The 17,563-nt window shown below is 64.5% G+C and carries 13 protein-coding genes and 2 tRNA genes; 8 read left to right on the plus strand and 7 right to left on the minus strand.

What is annotated here, in order from left to right:
• The first annotated feature begins 78 nt into the window (after positions 1–78).
• The 6 genes from E5E96_RS02820 (at position 79) to E5E96_RS02845 (ending at position 8,039) form a co-directional block, all read left to right on the plus strand.
• Positions 79–2,355: an immune inhibitor A domain-containing protein gene (locus E5E96_RS02820; protein ID WP_171281508.1), complete on the plus strand. Its 2,277-nt coding sequence runs from the start codon at positions 79–81 to the stop codon at positions 2,353–2,355.
• Between the two features lie 186 nt (positions 2,356–2,541).
• Positions 2,542–2,617, plus strand: a tRNA-Phe gene (locus tag E5E96_RS02825).
• Positions 2,618–2,621: 4 nt separating this feature from the next.
• Positions 2,622–2,697: transfer RNA gene (locus E5E96_RS02830), tRNA-Asn, on the plus strand.
• Positions 2,698–2,700: 3 nt separating this feature from the next.
• Positions 2,701–3,009 carry a hypothetical protein gene (locus E5E96_RS02835; RefSeq protein WP_171281509.1) on the plus strand — a complete coding sequence of 103 codons (309 nt, stop codon included), beginning with the start codon at positions 2,701–2,703 and terminating at the stop codon, positions 3,007–3,009.
• Positions 3,010–3,101: 92 nt separating this feature from the next.
• Positions 3,102–4,379 carry an alpha/beta hydrolase gene (locus E5E96_RS02840; RefSeq protein WP_171281510.1) on the plus strand — a complete coding sequence of 426 codons (1,278 nt, stop codon included), beginning with the start codon at positions 3,102–3,104 and terminating at the stop codon, positions 4,377–4,379.
• A 99-nt stretch (positions 4,380–4,478) separates the two neighbouring features.
• Positions 4,479–8,039 (plus strand): ATP-binding cassette domain-containing protein, encoded by a 3,561-nt coding sequence (locus E5E96_RS02845; RefSeq protein ID WP_171281511.1) that lies wholly within the window; start codon positions 4,479–4,481, stop codon positions 8,037–8,039.
• Between the two features lie 55 nt (positions 8,040–8,094).
• On the opposite strand, the gene E5E96_RS02850 is transcribed toward E5E96_RS02845, so the two are convergent.
• From E5E96_RS02850 to trmB, 6 genes are all read right to left on the minus strand, one after another.
• Positions 8,095–8,304 (minus strand): YgdI/YgdR family lipoprotein, encoded by a 210-nt coding sequence (locus E5E96_RS02850; protein ID WP_016351843.1) that lies wholly within the window; start codon positions 8,302–8,304, stop codon positions 8,095–8,097.
• Between the two features lie 114 nt (positions 8,305–8,418).
• Positions 8,419–9,594 carry a S8 family peptidase gene (locus E5E96_RS02855; RefSeq protein WP_171281512.1) on the minus strand — a complete coding sequence of 392 codons (1,176 nt, stop codon included), beginning with the start codon at positions 9,592–9,594 and terminating at the stop codon, positions 8,419–8,421.
• A 119-nt stretch (positions 9,595–9,713) separates the two neighbouring features.
• Complete coding sequence (locus E5E96_RS02860) at positions 9,714–11,006, minus strand: sulfurtransferase (RefSeq protein ID WP_171281513.1); 1,293 nt, start codon at positions 11,004–11,006, stop codon at positions 9,714–9,716.
• Between the two features lie 28 nt (positions 11,007–11,034).
• Positions 11,035–11,955: a glutaminase B gene (gene glsB / locus E5E96_RS02865; protein ID WP_029299132.1), complete on the minus strand. Its 921-nt coding sequence runs from the start codon at positions 11,953–11,955 to the stop codon at positions 11,035–11,037.
• Between the two features lie 124 nt (positions 11,956–12,079).
• The gene (locus E5E96_RS02870) at positions 12,080–12,412 is read right to left on the minus strand and encodes a YggL family protein (RefSeq protein ID WP_011707230.1); all 333 of its coding nucleotides are present in this window, start codon (positions 12,410–12,412) and stop codon (positions 12,080–12,082) included.
• Positions 12,413–12,426: 14 nt separating this feature from the next.
• Positions 12,427–13,140, minus strand: a complete 714-nt coding sequence (gene trmB, locus E5E96_RS02875; RefSeq protein WP_017410916.1) for a tRNA (guanosine(46)-N7)-methyltransferase TrmB — start codon at positions 13,138–13,140, stop codon at positions 12,427–12,429.
• 347 nt (positions 13,141–13,487) lie between these two features.
• On the opposite strand from trmB, the gene E5E96_RS02880 reads away from it, so the two are divergent.
• Entirely contained in the window at positions 13,488–14,555 is a 1,068-nt protein-coding gene (locus E5E96_RS02880; RefSeq protein ID WP_171281514.1) for a M28 family metallopeptidase, read from the plus strand.
• 181 nt (positions 14,556–14,736) lie between these two features.
• Positions 14,737–15,918 carry a PLP-dependent aminotransferase family protein gene (locus E5E96_RS02885; RefSeq protein WP_102988052.1) on the plus strand — a complete coding sequence of 394 codons (1,182 nt, stop codon included), beginning with the start codon at positions 14,737–14,739 and terminating at the stop codon, positions 15,916–15,918.
• A 64-nt stretch (positions 15,919–15,982) separates the two neighbouring features.
• Here E5E96_RS02885 and E5E96_RS02890 read toward each other — a convergent pair whose 3' ends face one another.
• The gene (locus E5E96_RS02890; protein WP_171281515.1) at positions 15,983–17,515 is read right to left on the minus strand and encodes a cyclic diguanylate phosphodiesterase; all 1,533 of its coding nucleotides are present in this window, start codon (positions 17,513–17,515) and stop codon (positions 15,983–15,985) included.
• Between the last annotated feature and the right edge of the window lie 48 nt (positions 17,516–17,563).

The raw sequence follows: 17,563 nt of genomic DNA on the forward strand, positions 1-17,563 counted from the left end.
ACGCGGGCGGAGCACTGCCCGTACGGAAAGAGGAGCCAGCCAGGCTCCCTTTTTATCATGTGAAGGAGCACATAGATAATGCCTAAAAAAACAATAATGAGCCTGCTTGTCGGCTCAACCCTTATGATTGGAAACCAGACCATGGCCGCCCCGGTCCACGGTCCGTTCGATGCCCCCTTGGCCGACGAGGTGAAGGTGCTGGAGATGCTTAAAAAAAGCGGCCGCATCCCCACCCTGGCCTCCCCCGAGCAGGAGCAGGCGGCCCTCGCCAGCTACTATCGCGAGAAATCGCGAGCCTATCAGGGCAACAGCGGCACTCTGGCGGTGAAAGAGGGCAAGGTGCGCGAAACCATCCTCAAGAAGATCCGCCTCAACGGCACCGCCCGTCCCGGCGATCGGGTACCCACCCTGCTGCTCAAGGCCATCGAGCGGGAGCACTACCAGGGCCAGATGCGCAAGGACAAGATCCTCGCCATCCTGGTGGACTTCCCCGACTACCCGAAGAACAGCGTGCGCCCCGAGCTCACCAAGATGTACTACCCGGATTACACCCCGGCGCACTACAACGATCTGCTGTTCTCGTCCAAAGGCTATGCCGGCCCGAACGGCGAGCGGTTCATCTCCATGCGCCAGTTCTACGAGCAGCAGTCCGGCCAGAGCTACAGCGTGCGCGGTCAGGTGGCGGGCTGGTATACCGCCGACAAGAACGCAGCCTACTACGGCGCCAACGCCACCCCGAACACCATCCGGGAGCTGGTGAAGGAGGCGCTGATCCAGGTGGCGAACGACCCCTCCATCGATCTGGCGCAGTTTGACCAGGAGGATCGCTACGATCTCAACGGCAACGGCAACCGCAACGAGCCGGACGGTCTCATCGACCACCTGATGATCTTCCACTCCAGCGTCGGCGAGGAGGCCGGTGGCGGCGATCTCGGCGAAGACGCCATCTGGGCCCATCGCTGGAACCTGGGTGCCCCCTACCCCATCCCCGGCACCAGCAGCCCGAGCCAGAACTTCGGCGGCCAGTTTGCCGCCTACGACTACACCATCCAGCCCATCGATGCGGCGGCCGGGGTCTGTGCCCACGAATATGGCCATGACCTGGGGCTGCCGGACGAGTACGACACCAAGTACACCGGCAAGGGTGAACCGGTGGCGACCTGGTCCATCATGTCCTCCGGCTCCTGGGCCGGGGTCATCGGCGGCACCGAGCCAACCGGGTTCTCCGCCTGGGCCAAAGAGTTCCTGCAGGCCTCCCTCGGCGGCAACTGGCTGCACGGCAGCAACGTGCAGCTCGCCGATCTCAGCCCCCGCGGCAACGTCTACATGCTGGATCAGGCCAACGACAAGGGGCGCAACGACGACGTGGTGCGCATCAACCTGCCGGCCAAGCAGATCCCGCTCAACCCGCCCTACGCCGGCCAGTACCAATACCATGGCGGCAAGGGCAACAACCTCGACAACCGCATGAGCCTCAAGCTGGATCTGAGCGGCAAACAGAGCGCCAGCCTCGGCTTCAAGGCCTGGTATCAGATTGAAGAGGGGTACGACTACGCCAGGGTGCTGGTCAATGGCCAGCCCATCGCGGGCAACCTGACCACCAGCGACGATCCCAACGGGGTGGGCTTTGGGATCGGCATCACCGGCAACTCCAACGGCTGGACCGATGCCGAGTTCGATCTCACCCCCTGGGCCGGTCAGCAGGTCACCCTCACTCTGCAATACCAGAGCGATGGCGGCGTGGCCGAAAACGGGCTGTTCGTGGACGAGCTGCAGATCCTCGCCGATGGCGACACCCTGCTGAGCGACGGGGCCGAGGGCAGCTCTGCCTTTACCCTGGCCGGCTTTGTGAAGAGCAACGGCAACGAGGCCAAGGATCACTACTACCTGGCCGAGTGGCGCAACCACGCCGGGGTGGACAAGGGGCTGGCCCACATCAACGTGGCCGACCAGCTGATGCGCTACGAGCCGGGCATGCTGCTCTGGTACGTGGACAACAGCCAGGCCAACAACTGGGTGGGTGTCCATCCGGGTGAGGGCTTCCTCGGGGTGGTGGATGCGGATCAGCGCACCCTCAAGTGGAGCGACGGCGCCGTGGCCGGCACCCGCTACCAGATCCACGACGCCACCTTCAGCCTGGGCTTCCAGCAGCCGCTCAACCTCAAGCACCCGAGCGGCTCCCTGCTGCGCGACTTCTGGATCACCCCGAACCGGGTGTTCAAGGATTCCCGCAGCTACCAGAGCAAGGAGATCCCGGATGCCGGTCGCCTGCTGCCCGAATATGGGCTCAAGATCAGCGTCACCGGCCAGGCCCGTGACATGAGCACCGGGCGGATCATCGTCAGCCGCCACTGAGCACGACAGTTATGAGCAGGGGGCCTCTCAGGCCCCCTTTTTTTATCTGCTGACCTGCCGCCCAAGATGAAAACGGGCCAAACCGCCCAACAAACGCCCTGATTGCTCACTTGTCGAGCGAACAGTCCGACTATCTGCGCCCTGCGGTTGACACATCCGTTCAGAAAGGGTTTAATGCGCGCCGTTGCCCAGATAGCTCAGTCGGTAGAGCAGGGGATTGAAAATCCCCGTGTCGGCGGTTCGATTCCGTCTCTGGGCACCACAATTCCTCCTTAGTTCAGTCGGTAGAACGGCGGACTGTTAATCCGTATGTCACTGGTTCAAGTCCAGTAGGAGGAGCCAAATTTGAAAAGCCCGCTCATCGAGCGGGCTTTTTTTCATTTCGGTCAGCTGCCGTTGCAGGTTGCCAGCAGCAGGGTCGCTCCGCAGGTGGCACTGAACAGCAGCAATCCTGTCTGCAGCACACCCTCCGGGTTTACCCGTTTCTCTTTTTTGCGAAATCGTATCCACTTAGGCTTCATCAAGCCCACCTCGTCCTGTTACGACCCCTGCCCCGTCGGCAGGCGAGCCATCTTTGTGCAGCCGCCCGGCGCCGTCAACTCCCTTGCCGACAATAAATTCATCACGCTGCCACCGCCCGTTTTCCCTTCGTGACAATGTTAACAATTTGGAAAACCGGCGTGACCCGTTCCCACGCCGGGGCTATGATGAGGCCGACGATTTTCCTACCCTCAGGGAGACCCCAGATGAGCAGCCCGTTGCGTTACGTGCTGGATGGCATCCATTGCGAGCCCCGCTTCTTCACCGTGCCCCTCGACCACCAGCGACCGGATGACGAGGAGACCCTCACCCTGTTCGGCCGCACCCTCTGTCGCCAGGACCGGCTGCACGACGATCTGCCTTGGCTGCTGTTCCTGCAGGGCGGGCCCGGCTTTGGTGCCCCGCGTCCGACCGCCGACAGCGGCTGGATCAAGCGGGCTCTGCAGGAGTTTCGGGTGCTGCTGCTCGATCAGCGCGGCACCGGCCACTCCAGCCCCATCAGCGCCGAGGCGCTGGCCCAGCTCACCGCCCCACAGCAGGCGGAGTACCTCGGCCATTTTCGCGCCGACAGCATAGTGCGCGACGCCGAATACATTCGCGAAGTGCTGAGCCCGGGGCGTCCCTGGAGCCTGCTCGGCCAGAGCTTCGGCGGCTTTTGCAGCCTCACCTACCTCTCCCTGTTCCCGGACAGCCTGCACGAGGTCTACCTCACCGGCGGGGTGGCCCCCATCGGCCGCCGTGCAGACGAGGTCTACCGCGCCACCTACCAGCGAGTGGCAGACAAGAACCGCGCCTTCTTCGCCCGTTTCCCCCACGCCCAGGCCATCGCCAACCGGCTGGCCAACCACCTGCACAGCCATGAGGTGCGCCTGCCTAACGGCCAGCGCCTGACGGTGGAGCAGTTGCAGCAGCAGGGGCTGGATCTGGGTGCCAGCGGCGCCTTCGAGGAGCTCTACTACTTGCTGGAGGACGCCTTCATCGGTGAGCGGCTCAACCCCGCCTTCCTCTACCAAGTGCAGGCGATGCAGCCGTTCAACACCAACCCGGTGTTCGCCATCCTGCACGAGTCCATCTATTGCGAGGGGAGCGCCAGCAACTGGGCGGCCGAGCGGGTGAGAGGCGAATACCCGGCCCTGGCCTGGGCGCCGGGCAAGGATTTCGCCTTTACCGGCGAGATGATCTTCCCCTGGATGTTCGAGCAGTTCCGCGAGCTCATCCCGCTGAAGGAAGCCGCCCACCTGCTGGCCCAGAAAGCGGACTGGGGCCCCCTCTACGACCCGGTGCAGCTGGCCCGCAACACCGTGCCGGTGGCCTGCGCCGTCTATGCCGAGGACATGTACGTGGAGTTCGACTACTGCCGCGACACCCTCAAGGGGCTTGGCAACAGCCGCGCCTGGATCACCAACGAATACGAACACAACGGCCTGCGGGTCGATGGTGAGCAGATCCTGGACCGGCTCATCCGCATGAATCGGGATCGCTGATCCCGCCGGGCTCGCGCCCGCAGCAAGACGACAATATCGAGGGCGGCCCATGAGTCGCCCCGCCCCTCTGGAAGCAGCACAAAATAATAAGGACACCCATTGGATCATCCGGAAATCTCGGCCGGCTGGCTGAGCCGCCTCTTCTATCACTGGACCGGCCCGCTGCAGCGCAAGGGGCTGAGCGAGCCCCAGGTCAACCTCGACGATCTCTATCCCCTGCTGCCGGAAGACAGGCGCGATGGCCGCGCCGACGCCTTCCTCGCACTCACCGCCGCCCAGCCGGTGCGCCCCTGGCCCATCACCGCCTTCATCTGGCGCCATTACCGCGGGCGCATTGGTCTGCTCACCCTGCTGCAGATGCTCGGCATGCTGGCCACCCTGGCCAGCCCCTGGCTGCTCAACCACAGCATGACCCAGCTCGGTGCCGGCGCCCCCACCGAGCAGAAATTGCTGCTGGCGTTCGCCCTGTTTGCCTCGGTGCTCGCCTCCGGCATGCTGGCGGAGCACTCGCTGCAGCTGGCACTCAAGATGCACGTGCCCATCCGCCGCCTGCTGGCCGAGTCCCTGCTCGCCAAGGTGATGAAGCTCGGCGGCAAGAGCTTCGACGACCGGGCCGGTGGCCGGGTGCAGAACCTCATCAACCGGGACGTGTGGGACATTACCTGGATTCTTGCGGACCCCGCCATGCCGCTCACCATGCTGCTGCAACTGCTCGGCACCATCGCCCTGCTGGTGTGGCAGGTGGGCAGCGCCGGGCTGGTCGGCTTTGCCGTGCTCACCCTGCTGCTGCTCATCTCCACCCGGGTGGTGCGACGCATGAACCAGCAGGAGCAGCAGCTCAAGCGTCAACAGGACGAGCGCAACGGCATCCTGGCGGAGTACATCAAGAAGCTGCGGCTGGTGCGCCAGAACGGGCTCGGCGCCTTCTTCACCCGGGCCGCCGGCCACAAGCGCCAGCAGGAGCTGGGGGGGCTGGGGCGAGTGCTCAGGCTCGATGCCATCAACCAGAGCCTGATGCTGAGCACCCCGCTGCTGGTGACCCTGGCCACCTTCACCACCTATCTGGTCTCGGGCAGAGAGCTCACCCTGCCCCAGGTGTTCACCACCATCGCCCTGTTCACCGTGCTGCGCATCCCCATGATGCGGCTGCCCTACCTCATCCGCACCCTGATCAACTTCAACACCGGCTTCAACCGGTTGTGCGAGTTCCTGAACGGCCCCGAGCAGCACCGGGATCTCACCGACCCCAGCTTGCCGGTGGGCGGCCTGCGGCTCGACAACGTCACCGCCCTGCACCAGCAAAAACCGGTGCTGGAGGGGATCAGTCTGCACATCCAGCCGGGGGAACTGGTGGGGATCACCGGTGCCACCGGGGCAGGCAAGAGCTGCCTGCTGCACCTCATCGCCGGTTTCGACAACGGCTTCGAGGGCAGCATCCGTCGCCACGGCCGGGTCGCCCATCTGGGCCACAAGCCCTGGCTGATGAACGACACCATCCGCAACAACATCCTGTTCGGCCAGCCCTGGCATGGCGAGCGCTATCGCTGGGTGCTGGGGGCCTGTGCGCTGGGCGCCGACCTCACCCTGCTCAGCCACGGCGACCAGACCCTGGTGGGCGAGCTCGGCACCCGCCTCTCCGGCGGCCAGCAACAGCGGGTCGCGCTTGCCCGCGCCCTCTACGCCCAAGCCGACATCCTGCTGCTGGACAACCCGCTGTCGGCGCTCGATCCCATCGTCTCGGCCCAGGTGCTGGAGCAGGGGCTCGCCTTCAAGCCGGGGCCGACCCGGCTGCTGGTGAGCCACGATCCGGACGTGCTGGCCCACTGCGATCGGGTGATCCGCATCGAGCAGGGCCGACTGGTGGAACTCGATGCCCACCAGCTGGCGGATCTCATCCAGCATCCCCGCCCCACCCCGCCGGTGCCGCCTCAGGAGGCGGAGCAGTTCAGCGAAGAGAAGGTGGTGGAAGGCAAGGTGGACTGGGGGCTGTTCGGCTTCATGTGGCAGCGCCTGGCCGCCCCCGGCGCCATCCTGCTCGCCCTGCTGCTCACCCTGGGTCAGGAGGGGCTGCGCATCGCCTCGGATCTCTGGCTCGGCGGCAAGGCCGGGGTGACCGGGGTGAGCGAGCTGCTCGGCATTTATGTGCTGCTGGGGGCGGGCTCTCTCACCTGCATCATGGTGGTGCGGGTCATCAACTACAAACTCGGCCTCAAGCTGGCCTGGACCCTGTTCGACGGCATGCTGGGACGCATCAGCCGCGCCCCCATGGCCTTCTTCGACAAGGTGCCGCAGGGGCGCATCCTCAACCGCTTCGACCGGGATCTGGGGGAAGCCCAGGAGATCCTGCTGTCGATGCTGATGGGGCTGTTCGGCATGCTGGTGTCGGTGGCGCTGCAGGTGGTGGTGATCGGCGTCAACATGCCGCTGTTACTGCTCATCGCCCCCCTGGTGGGCTGGGCCCTCTACGTACTGCAGCGCCGCTACCGGGCGGTGCAGCTCAAGCTGCGGCGACAGGCATCGGTGCTGCGCTCGCCGCTCTACATCAGCATCAGCGAGACCATCCGCGGTGCCCCCGCCCTGCGCCTGGCCGGGGCCGAGCGCTTCGCGCTGGATCAGGTGTTGCTGCACTATGACAACAACCTGCGCAGTTGGTACACCACCACCTCCATCAATCGCTGGCTCGGCATGCACCAGACCCTGCTCTCCGCCGCCCTGGTGGGCGCCGTGGCGCTGATGGTGGCCTTTGGCAACAGCTCGCTGCTGGGGGCCGTGGCCATCACCTACGCCTTTACCGCCTCCGCCATGCTCAACTCCCTCATCCGTACCTTTGCCGAGGTGGAGCAGGTAATGAACGCGGTGGAGCGGGTGCGCGAATACAGCGAAATAGAGAGCGAGCGTCAGGAGGGGGAGGCCCTCGCCACCCCTCACCCTGCGGTGCGTTTCGACAACCTGGGGCTGCGCTATCCGCAGGCCAGCCAGTGGGCGCTGCACAAGGTCAACTTCGAGCTGGCCCCCGGCGAGAAGGTCGGCGTGTGCGGCCGCACCGGCGCCGGCAAGAGCTCGCTGCTGGGGGTGCTGCAGGCCATGTATCCCGCCTCCCAGGGGGAGATCTACTATGGCGAGCAGCCACTGTCCCGGCTGGCACCGGAGGCGGTGCGCGATCTCTACGACACCGTCTCCCAGATCCCGCTCACCTTCTTCGGTACCCTGCGTGCCAATCTGGCTCCCCTGACCGAGCACGACGACGCCGCACTGGAGCAGGCGCTGGCCCGGGTCGGGCTGGCCGAGCGCTGCGCCGGCCGGCTGGATGAGGAGCTCGACAAGCTGCAGCTCTCCGCCGGCGAGACCCAGCTGCTGGTGATCGCCCGCATCCTGCTGTCGCGCCGCCCGCTCATCGTGCTGGACGAGGCCACCTCGGATCTCGATCACATCGGCATGCGCAAGATGGCGGAGCTGCTCTATCGCTACCGGCCCGAGGCCAGCTATCTGGTGATCGCCCACCATCTGGAGCCGCTGCTGTCGGTGGACCGGGTGGTGGTGATGGAGGCCGGCACCGTGGTGGAGCAGGGGTCGCCGGTGAGCCTGCTGGCCAACTCCCACTCCCGCTTCCACCAGCTGTTCGTGGGTCAGGTGAACCGCCAGGTGCCCCAGACGGTGTGAGGACCGAAAATGACAAGGGCTGCCCGCGGGCAGCCCTTGTTGCTTGAGGAGAGCCTCAACGCTCCATGATCTGGGTGACGTCATCCTTCTTGATCATCACTTCCCGCCCTTCGGTATCGTAATAGCGGTACATGCCGGTGCTCTCGTCCAGCTTGGGTTTGCTGTCGGTGGTGATCATCTTGCCATCCTTGGTGCTCATGATGTACTGAGAGCTGCACGCCACCAGTGCCAGGGCACATACCAGGATCATCATCAGTTGCTTCATCGCCTGTTTTGCCTCCCGCTTCACCCTCACCACGAGGGTGGTGTCTGAAGCCTAGTTCAACCAGATGAGCCCGTTTGCCGCCATTGCTGCAACGGGATCAACGTCAACAATCAGCTACTTGCGCCCACCCGGCTTGCCACTGCCACCGGTTCCCGGCCCACAACCGAGCGCCATTCTGTCTGCCGCCGCCTTCGCCTGCACCAGGCCGTAGCCATAGCTGTTGTCGCGCCCCAATGCCCCCAGATCCTGGGCACTGCTGCGCAGGGTCTGGCGCAGCTGATCGTTGCTGCACTCCAGCCGCTGTGACCAGACCAGCGCCGCCACCCCGACCACGTGCGGCGTCGCCATCGAGGTGCCGCTGTAGTAGGCGTAGCCGGTCGGCACGGTGGAGAGCACGGAGACACCGGGGGCCGCCAGCTCCACCTGATCGTTGCGCTGGGAGAAATAGGCCAGCTGCTTGTTGGCATCGATGGCGGCCACGCTCACCACGCTGCCGTAGGAGGCGGGATAGGACTTGCTGGTGTTGCCCGCGTTGCCCGCCGCCGCCACGCTCAGCACGTTCTGGCCATAGGCCTGATTGAAGGCCTGCTCCTCGGTCTTGCTGGGCACGCTGCCCCCCAGACTCATGTTGATGACCATGCGGGTGAATCCCCGGTTGCTCATCCCCTGCTTGCAGGCATTGAGCGCCCCCACCAGATTGGAGGAGTAGGCCCAGCCGTTGGCCCCGAACACCTTGACGATCTGCAGCGGCACGCTCTGGTTCGGCAGCACCCCGACGACCCCCAGATCGTTGCCGCCCACGGCGGCGATGGTGCCTGCCACGTGGGTGCCATGGCCGTTCTCGTCGCTGCTCCAGCTGCCGGTGCCGGCATCGTTGCTGCCCTGCACCTGGGCCCCGTGGGGCAGGTCCGGGTGGCCGCCGCTGTAGCCTGAGTCAATGATGCACACCAGTACCTCCCCGGCGGCGGCATCGCTCAGCTGCGGCGCCTGCACCATGGGAATGCCGTAGGGCAGGGTCTCCGCGCTGGCATAGCGTTTGGCGTCCGGCTCCACCCAGATCACGTTGGGATTGTGCGCCAGCGCCGTGGCTGCCGCCGCCGGCAACCAGAGCGCCAGCGCGTGCTGCTCGGGCAGCGCCAGGGCCAGCTCGCCCCCCATTCCCTTGCTCTGGGCCAACACTGCCGCCTCCGCCCCCGGTTTCAGCTGCACCAGATAGCGATCCCGCTCGGCGGCCATCGCCCCCTGTCCCAGCACGCCTGCCACCAGCAGGCCTAGCCATATCCGTCTCATCAGTCACTCCTTGCATCGACCTGATTGTCACTCGCAAAGTGTAGTGTCCGGCTGGCGCAGGCCCGAGCGGGTACAAAAAGGCCGGACATGGGTCCGGCCTGTTCTGTCATCGTCATCGGTTACTTGGCGGGCTTGCGCTCGCCGGTCACGATGGGGTTCTTGGGATCGGCGCTCCACTCGTACCAGCCGCCGTCGTAGACGCTGATCCGCTTCCAGTCCATCAGCCAGGCGTAGAAGAACGCCTCGGAGGCGCGCCAGCCGGTGCCGCAGTAGAAGGCGGTCTGCTGGGTCGGCTCTATGTTCCACTCGTCCCACATGGCGAGGATCTCGCGGGCCGGCTTCATGGTGCCGTCCGGGTTGTGGAAGTCGCTCATGCTGTTGGCATCGACACCACCACGACCCCACTTGGCGCCGGGAATGTCGCCCTTCGGCTTGATGTAGCTGTAGCCGGAGGTGTTGCCGACGAACTCGTCCCAGGTGCGCACGCTGACCAGGGCGCCGTCGGGCTGCTTGAGCAGCTCCTTGGCCTGGCTCAGGGTGGTGTAGTACTCGGGATGGGCCGGAATGGCGACGCCGAACTCCTTGGCCGGGGTGAACTTGTTGGCCAGCCCGGTCTCGGTGCGCAGATGCTGCACGAACCAGGCATCCAGGCCGCCGTCCAGCAGCCGCACGTCCTGCACGCCGGCATACATCATCAGGTGGGCCGCACGGGCCGCCGCCATGGTGTTGCGGCCGTAGAGGATGACGGTGGTGTCGTGGCGGATGCCGTTCTCCAGCAGCAGCGCCTTGAGCGCCTCGTCAGAGACCTTGTTCCACAGCGGCTCCTCTTCCAGCCGGTTGGTGTCGATGTAGCCGGCCCCCGGGATGTGGCTCAGCAGATAGGCCTTGGGTGAACCCCACGCCACCTCGAACAGCTTCCAGTCGCCCTTGGGCGCAGCCACCACCGGCTTGCCCTCCTGCAGGTCGGCCAGCCAGCGCGGGTAGACCAGCTGCTGCCAGCGGGCCAGATGCTCGCGCGGCGCGGTTTTCCAGCCCTGCAGCTCAAACAGCTGCTTGATGCCCTGCTGGCGCAGCAGACGAGCCACTTCGGCCACCTCGCGCGGGGCACCGTAGAGCGCCACCGGCCGATCGGCCTTCAGCCCCTTGGTCGCCAGTGCCGCCGGCCACTCCTCATCGCTGTACTTCCACTCGGCGGAGAGGTTCTCGGCGCCGACCACGTGGCCGCCCTGCTGCTCGCCCTCCATCGGCCAGCCCTGATAGAAGTAGCTGGCACGGGTATCCAGAATGACCGCCTGCTTGGCGTTGGCATCCGTCAGCGAAAGCGGTGGCAGTTCGGCAGCCAGGGTCGGCAGGGCATGCCAGAGCAGCAAGGTTGCCAGGGTGGCCCGTAACAAGCTCATTATTCGTTTCATGGTGATCTCTCGATTCAGAGTGACAAGGTTAAAAAATGGAGCGGCCCAGACGCTCGGCCAGCAGTTCCAGCGCCGCCGTGCCCGCCAGCGAGTTGCCCGCCTTGTTGAGCTCGGGCGACCAGACACAGACGCACAATTCCCCCGGGATCAGGGCGATGATACCGCCACCGACCCCGGATTTGCCCGGCATGCCGACCCGATAGGCAAAATCCCCCGCCTCGTCATAGAGGCCGCAGGTGGCGAGCAGGGCGTTGACCTGTTTGGTGGTGCGGGCCGGCAGCAAGGGAGTCGTCGCGCCCAGCGGCACCCCGCGATTGGCCAGATAGATGAATGCCCGCGCCAGATCGACGCAACTCATGCGGATCGCACAGGCATTGAAGTAGCTCTGCAGCACCTTGTCCACTTCGTTCTCGAAATTGCCATACGCCTTCATCAGATAGGCGATGGCCGCGTTGCGGGCAGAGTGCTGATATTCGGAGCGGGCCACCACTTGATCCGCCATGATGGCCGGGTTGCCCGAGAGGCGGCGCACCAGCTCCAGGGTACGCTGGCGTGGCGCGGTGAGGCGGGTCTCCAGCAGATCGCTCACCACCAGGGCACCGGCATTGATGAAGGGGTTGCGGGGAATGCCCTGCTCGAATTCCAGCTGCACCAGGGAGTTGAAGGGCTGGCCGGAGGGCTCCTTGCCGACCCGGGCCCAGATCTCCTCCTCCTGATAGAGGGTGAGCGCCAACGTCAGGCTGAGGGCCTTGGAGATACTCTGGATCGAGAAGGGCTCGCTGGCATCACCGGCGGTGAACAGCTCCCCTTCCACGGTACAGACGGCGATCCCGAGCCGGTCGGCCGGCACCTGGGCCAGCGCCGGAATGTAGTCGGCCACCTTGCCCTGTCCGAGCAGCGGGCGCACCTCATCCAGGATGCTGGCCAGTAATTCGGATGACAACACCATAAGCGATTCCATAACTAACGTGGCGATCCCATCACCACCGACAAAAATCCCGCCAGCGGCGGGACTTGTCTATCTGCTGTCGCAGGCTGTCGACACCGGGGCGCCTGCTACAGCCAGCCTGTCATCAGGCCGGTTCACCGTACCAGAGGTCGAACAGCTCGGTGACCACCACGGCTTCCATCCCCTTGCCTTCCAGCCAGGCTTTGACGGCGGCGCGGTCTTCTTCGCTGCATTTGCCCAGCTGCTGGGTGCAGATCATCCCTTCCCAGGCCAGGTGGCCGGAGCCGGCGAAGGCCAGCTTGCGGGGTTCGATCACTTCATCGATCATCGCGTCGACTACCGCATCGATGGTCTCTTCGGCGGTACCGACCGGGAAGTTGAAACTGATGTCGAAGCCCATTTCCTGGAATTCATCGACGCGCAGTTTCTTGCGCAGGCGGCGGCTACGATTGGCCATGATAGCTCCTTCAGTTAGTTGACACGTTTGAAAATCAGATCCCACACCCCGTGGCCGAGACGGTGGCCACGTTGTTCGAATTTGGTCAGCGGGCGCCAGTCTGGACGCGGCACCCAGTTGCCGGTGGCGGAGGTGTTCTCATACCCCTCGGCGGCGCTCATCACTTCCAGCATGTGCTCGGCGTAGTTTTCCCAGTCGGTGGCCATGTGGAACACGCCACCGATGGCCAGCTTCTGGCGAATGTCCTGGGCAAAGGCCGGCTGCACGATGCGGCGCTTGTGGTGACGGCTCTTGTGCCAGGGATCCGGGAAGAACAGCTGCAGGCAGGCGAGCGAGCCGTTCGGGATCATGTGCTCCAGCACCTCGACCGCGTCGTGGCAGATGACACGCAGGTTGGTGACTCCCGCCTCCTGGGCGGTACCGAGGCAGGCACCGACACCCGGCGAGTGCACTTCGATGCCGATGAAGTTCTTCTCGGGGGCATTCTTGGCCATCTCCACCAGGGAGGCGCCCATGCCGAAGCCGATTTCCAGCACCACCGGGGCCTCGCGGCCAAACAGGGCAACCAGATCGAGCGGCTCCGGTGCGAAATCGATACCCATGACCGGCCAGAGCTCTTCCAGGGCCTTCTCCTGCCCTTTGGTCAGGCGGCCTTCGCGACGGACAAAGCTGCGGATCTTGCGCATGAACTTGCCGTCTTCGTTAAACACATCTTGGGTCACTGGCATAATCAAATTGCTCGTTATTGCATCGGTCTGGGTCACAGACCACATAAATGGATTGCTCGTTATCTCGTCGTACTGGTCACAGACGACCGAGATGAATTGCTCGTTGTTTCATCGTTCCACCTCGCCGACGAACGCGAACTTGTTCGTCATTTCATCGCTCGGCGAAACAGGGTAGCGAATTATCCCAAGATAGGCTCAGGGCGCAAGTGTTTCGCGCAACAAATCCCCCGCCACTGACCAATTCCGCCACTGCGATTGACAAATGCCACCCCCTTCACAGAATCTGCCAGGCGCCGGGTGCATGCTGACCTGCGCAAATAAAACCATACACAACAAAGGATTGCAGTATGAAACACACCGCATTGGCGTTTGCCATCACAGCCCTGCTGACCGGGTGCAACACCTCCAGCAACGATTCACAGGCCCCCTCTGCCGCCGAGCAGGCCTATGAATACCTGGTGCAGCTGAGTTCCACCGCCGAGGGGATCGGCGCCAGACCCACCGGCAGCGAGGCCGAGACCCGCGCCGCCGCCTGGATCCAGGACCATCTGGCCGGCTGGGGCTACGAGGTGCAGAACCAGCCCTTCACCTACACCAAGAGCGGGGCCAGCAAGACCTCCCAGAACCTGGTCGCCGAGCTCAAGGGCAGCAGCGACAAGGTGATCCTGATCGGTGCCCACTATGACAGCACCGGCGACAAGAAGGGCTCCGAGGGGGCCACCGACAACGGTGCCGGGGTCGCCGCCCTGCTGGCGGTGGCCGAAGCGCTCAAGGGGCAGACCCTGCCCTACACGGTGCGCTTCGCCTTCTTCGGCGCCGAGGAGAACGGCCTCAACGGCTCCAAGGCCTATGCCGCCAGCCTCGACAGCACCGCCGTCGCCAGGCTGCTGGCCATGGTGAACTACGACACCATCGCCGGGGGCGACATCGTCTACGTCCACTCGGCCCACTCCGACGTGGCCGAGTACAACTGCGCCGATCCGAGCCGCTACAGCTTCGATCCCAAGGTGCGGGATCGCCTGCTGGCCATCTCCAAGCAGACCGCCACCCCGTTTGCCATCCACCCCAGCTACAGCGGCTACCCGGAAGGGGAGACCGGCAGCTGGTCCGATCATGCGCCGTTCGCCTGCCTCGGGGTGCCCATCGCCTACGTGGAGGCCACCAACTTCACCATCAACGGGGCGGATGGCTACGACGGCTACTCCCAGACCACCAATCCGGCGCTGTGGGACTGCTACGACGATGCCACCAAGAGCGCCTGCGATCGGGACAGTGAAACCCAGTGGGGCAAGATCTGGCATACCCAGTATGACCGCCTCGACAAGATGGCCGAACTGTTCCCGGGCCGGGTGCAGCAGCAGCTCGGTGCCAACACCGAGCTGATGATCCGCTTCCTCAAGGAGCCGGGACTGTAACGGGTCACGCCGGGGCTTTTGCGCCCCATGGCCGTCCCCGACCGATAAAATTCGGGCAGGTGCCAAACCTGCCTTTTTTATCGATTTTTGTTACAGCCATTGCCTCATTTTTTAAATCTGATACAAACGGATAACTTGGCGGTCGAATGGAGCGACCGCTCACCATGCCAGAGAGAATCCTATGCAGCCGTTTTTTGCCCAGCGCTTCGAGAAGGTAGAGCCTTCCTTCATCCGCGAGATCCTCAAGGTCGCCGCCAATCCGGAGATCATCTCCTTCGCCGGCGGTCTGCCCAATCCGCACCTGTTCCCGGTCAAGGCCATCGACCAGGCCTGCCAGGATGTGCTGCGCGAGCAGGGTGCCGCAGCCCTGCAGTATGCCGCCACCGAGGGCTTCGCCCCGCTGCGCCAGTACATCGCCGACCGCTATCTGGCCCGCCACGGCATGCAGGTCAATCCGGACAACATCCTCATCACCAGCGGCTCCCAGCAGGCGCTGGATCTGCTGGGCAAGGTGCTGATCGACGAGGGGCAGGATCTCATCATCGAGGAGCCGGGCTATCTCGGCGCCATCCAGGCCTTCTCCGTCTATCAACCGGCCTTCAAGCCCATCACCCTGGGTGAGGAGGGGCTGGATCTGGCGGCGCTGGATGCGCTGCTGGCGAGCGGCTCCAACGCCAAGCTGCTGTACGGCGTGCCCAACTTCCAGAACCCGAGCGGCGTCTCCTACAACCGTGCCAACCGCGAGGCGCTGGCCGAGCGACTGGTCAGCCACGAGCTGTTGATGGTGGAAGACGACCCCTATGGCGAGCTGCGCTTCGAGGGCGAACACCTGCCCCCCATCGCCAAGCTGGCGCCGAACAATACCGTGCTGCTCGGCTCCTTCTCCAAGACCGTCGTCCCGGCCTTCCGCCTCGGCTGGATGCTGGTGCCGGACTGGCTGCGCAAGAAGGTCACCATCGCCAAACAGGCCACCGACCTGCACAGCAACGCCTTCAGCCAGCAAGTGCTGCACCGCTTCCTGATCGACAACTCGCTGGACGCCCATCTGGAGAAGATCAAGGAGGTCTATGGCCGTCAACGTGCCGCCATGGAGGCCGCCCTGGCCCGTCACTGCCCGCCCGGCGTCAGCTATACCCGACCGGAAGGAGGCATGTTCCTCTGGCTCACCCTGCCCGCCAGTGTCAGCGCCATGGCGCTGTTTGACGAGGCGATCAAGGAAAAGGTGGCCTTCGTACCGGGCGCCCCCTTCTACGTGCGCCCCGAGATCCAGAACACCCTGCGCCTGAGCTTCTCCTGCGTGGATGAAGCCACCATCGAGGAGGGGGTCAAGCGTCTGTGCCGCGCCCTCGCCCGCATGCTCTGACCAGCCTCGGGGTGAAAAAAAACCAGCGACCTCGGTCGCTGGTTTTTTATGCGCGAAATTTGGCTCAGCCCTGCGCCAGCAGGCCGGCAAACTCCTTCATCGGCATCGGCCTGCCATACAGATAGCCCTGCAGGAAGTTCACCTGACGCGCCCGCAGATAGGCGGCCTGGACCTCGTTCTCCACCCCTTCGGCAACCAGCAGCAGACCGAGCCGGGTCGCCAGATCGATGACGTTCTCGACGATGTGGCTGGAGAGGGCATCGGAGCCGATCATGCCGACGAAGCTCTGATCGATCTTGAGAAAGTCCACCTGGAACTGCTGCAGATAGGTGAGGCTGGAGTGGCCGGTACCAAAATCGTCGATGGCGATGAAGACCCCCAGCTGATGCAGCTCGGCAAACAAGCGGTCGGTCGTCTCGTCCGCCACGATCAGTTCCCGCTCGGTCAGCTCCAGCACCAGCTTGATGGGGTTCTCCCGAAACGCGTTGATGAAGTCGCGGCAATCCTCCAGCAGGCTCATGTCCTTGCAGTGGCTGGCGCTGATGTTGAAGCCGAAGTGGAACCCTCTGGGCAGGCTGTGCACTCGGCCTGCGAACTGCTCGCGCACCTGCTCCATCAGCAGCCGGGTCATGGGCACGATGAGACCGCTGTCTTCGGCCAGCGGAATGAAGCGATCCGGCGAGATGAGGCCCTGACGCGGATGCTGCCAGCGCATCAGCACCTCGCAGCCGCTCCAGTGCGCGTCGTCACCGGTCACCACGGGTTGCAGGTAGGGGATGAACTCCCGTTGATCCAGCGCCCGTCGCAGCTCCTGGGAGGGCGAAGTCGAGCGGCCGGCCAGCCAGTAGACCAGACAGCCCACCAGCAGACCCAGCAATGGGTAGATGATGAGACTGGCCCGAGAGTAGTTCCAGATATGGCTGCCGTACTCGTCATGGGAGAGATCCGTGACCACCCGAAACGGATACTTGCCGGAGGTCTGCTCCAGCGACCCCAGCGCCACGGGCGGCACCTCGTCGTGGATCTGGCCGTCGGCCAGCATGCTCTGCGCCCCGATCACCAGGGTCAGCGGCGAGTTGCGGCTGAGCATGTCGAGAATATTGTGCAGGTAGTAGCCGTCGATGCCGACCAGCACGCTGTACTCCCCCACCGGTTGGCGATAGACCACCAGAGGCCGCCCCGGCGTCACCGGATTGCCCCGCATCAGATCCAGCTGGCCATTGGCATAATCGGCCAGCTTGAAGGGGCCCTGATAGGGGCCGTAGAGCGAGGAGCAGTAGACCACTTCCCCTTTGGCCAGATTGACGGTGCGCACGTCCGGTACGGTCGCCACCTGATCCCGCAGCCCCTGCACCACCTCCTCGCAGGGACGCCCCACGCTGCCCTGTACCATGGCCGCCGCCTGATGAGCGTGATCCAGGGTCCGCTCCAGCATCTCCCTGGCATGGAGCAGGCGCTCTTCGGCATCCTGCTTCATGCCGGCAAAGGTCTGCCAGGAGACGATCAATACCCCGAGCAGCAAGGGGAGCAGGCCGGCCAGCAACGCCGCCCCCAGCCTGGTATAAAACTGGCGCAACCTCAAACGACCAAACGGCATACCCACCCTCGCGGCAACGGTGAAAAAGCGGACGAGTCTACTCCTATC

The sequence above is a fragment of the Aeromonas sp. 1805 genome (assembly GCF_013085525.1).
Taxonomy (GTDB): Bacteria; Pseudomonadota; Gammaproteobacteria; order Enterobacterales; family Aeromonadaceae; genus Aeromonas; species Aeromonas hydrophila.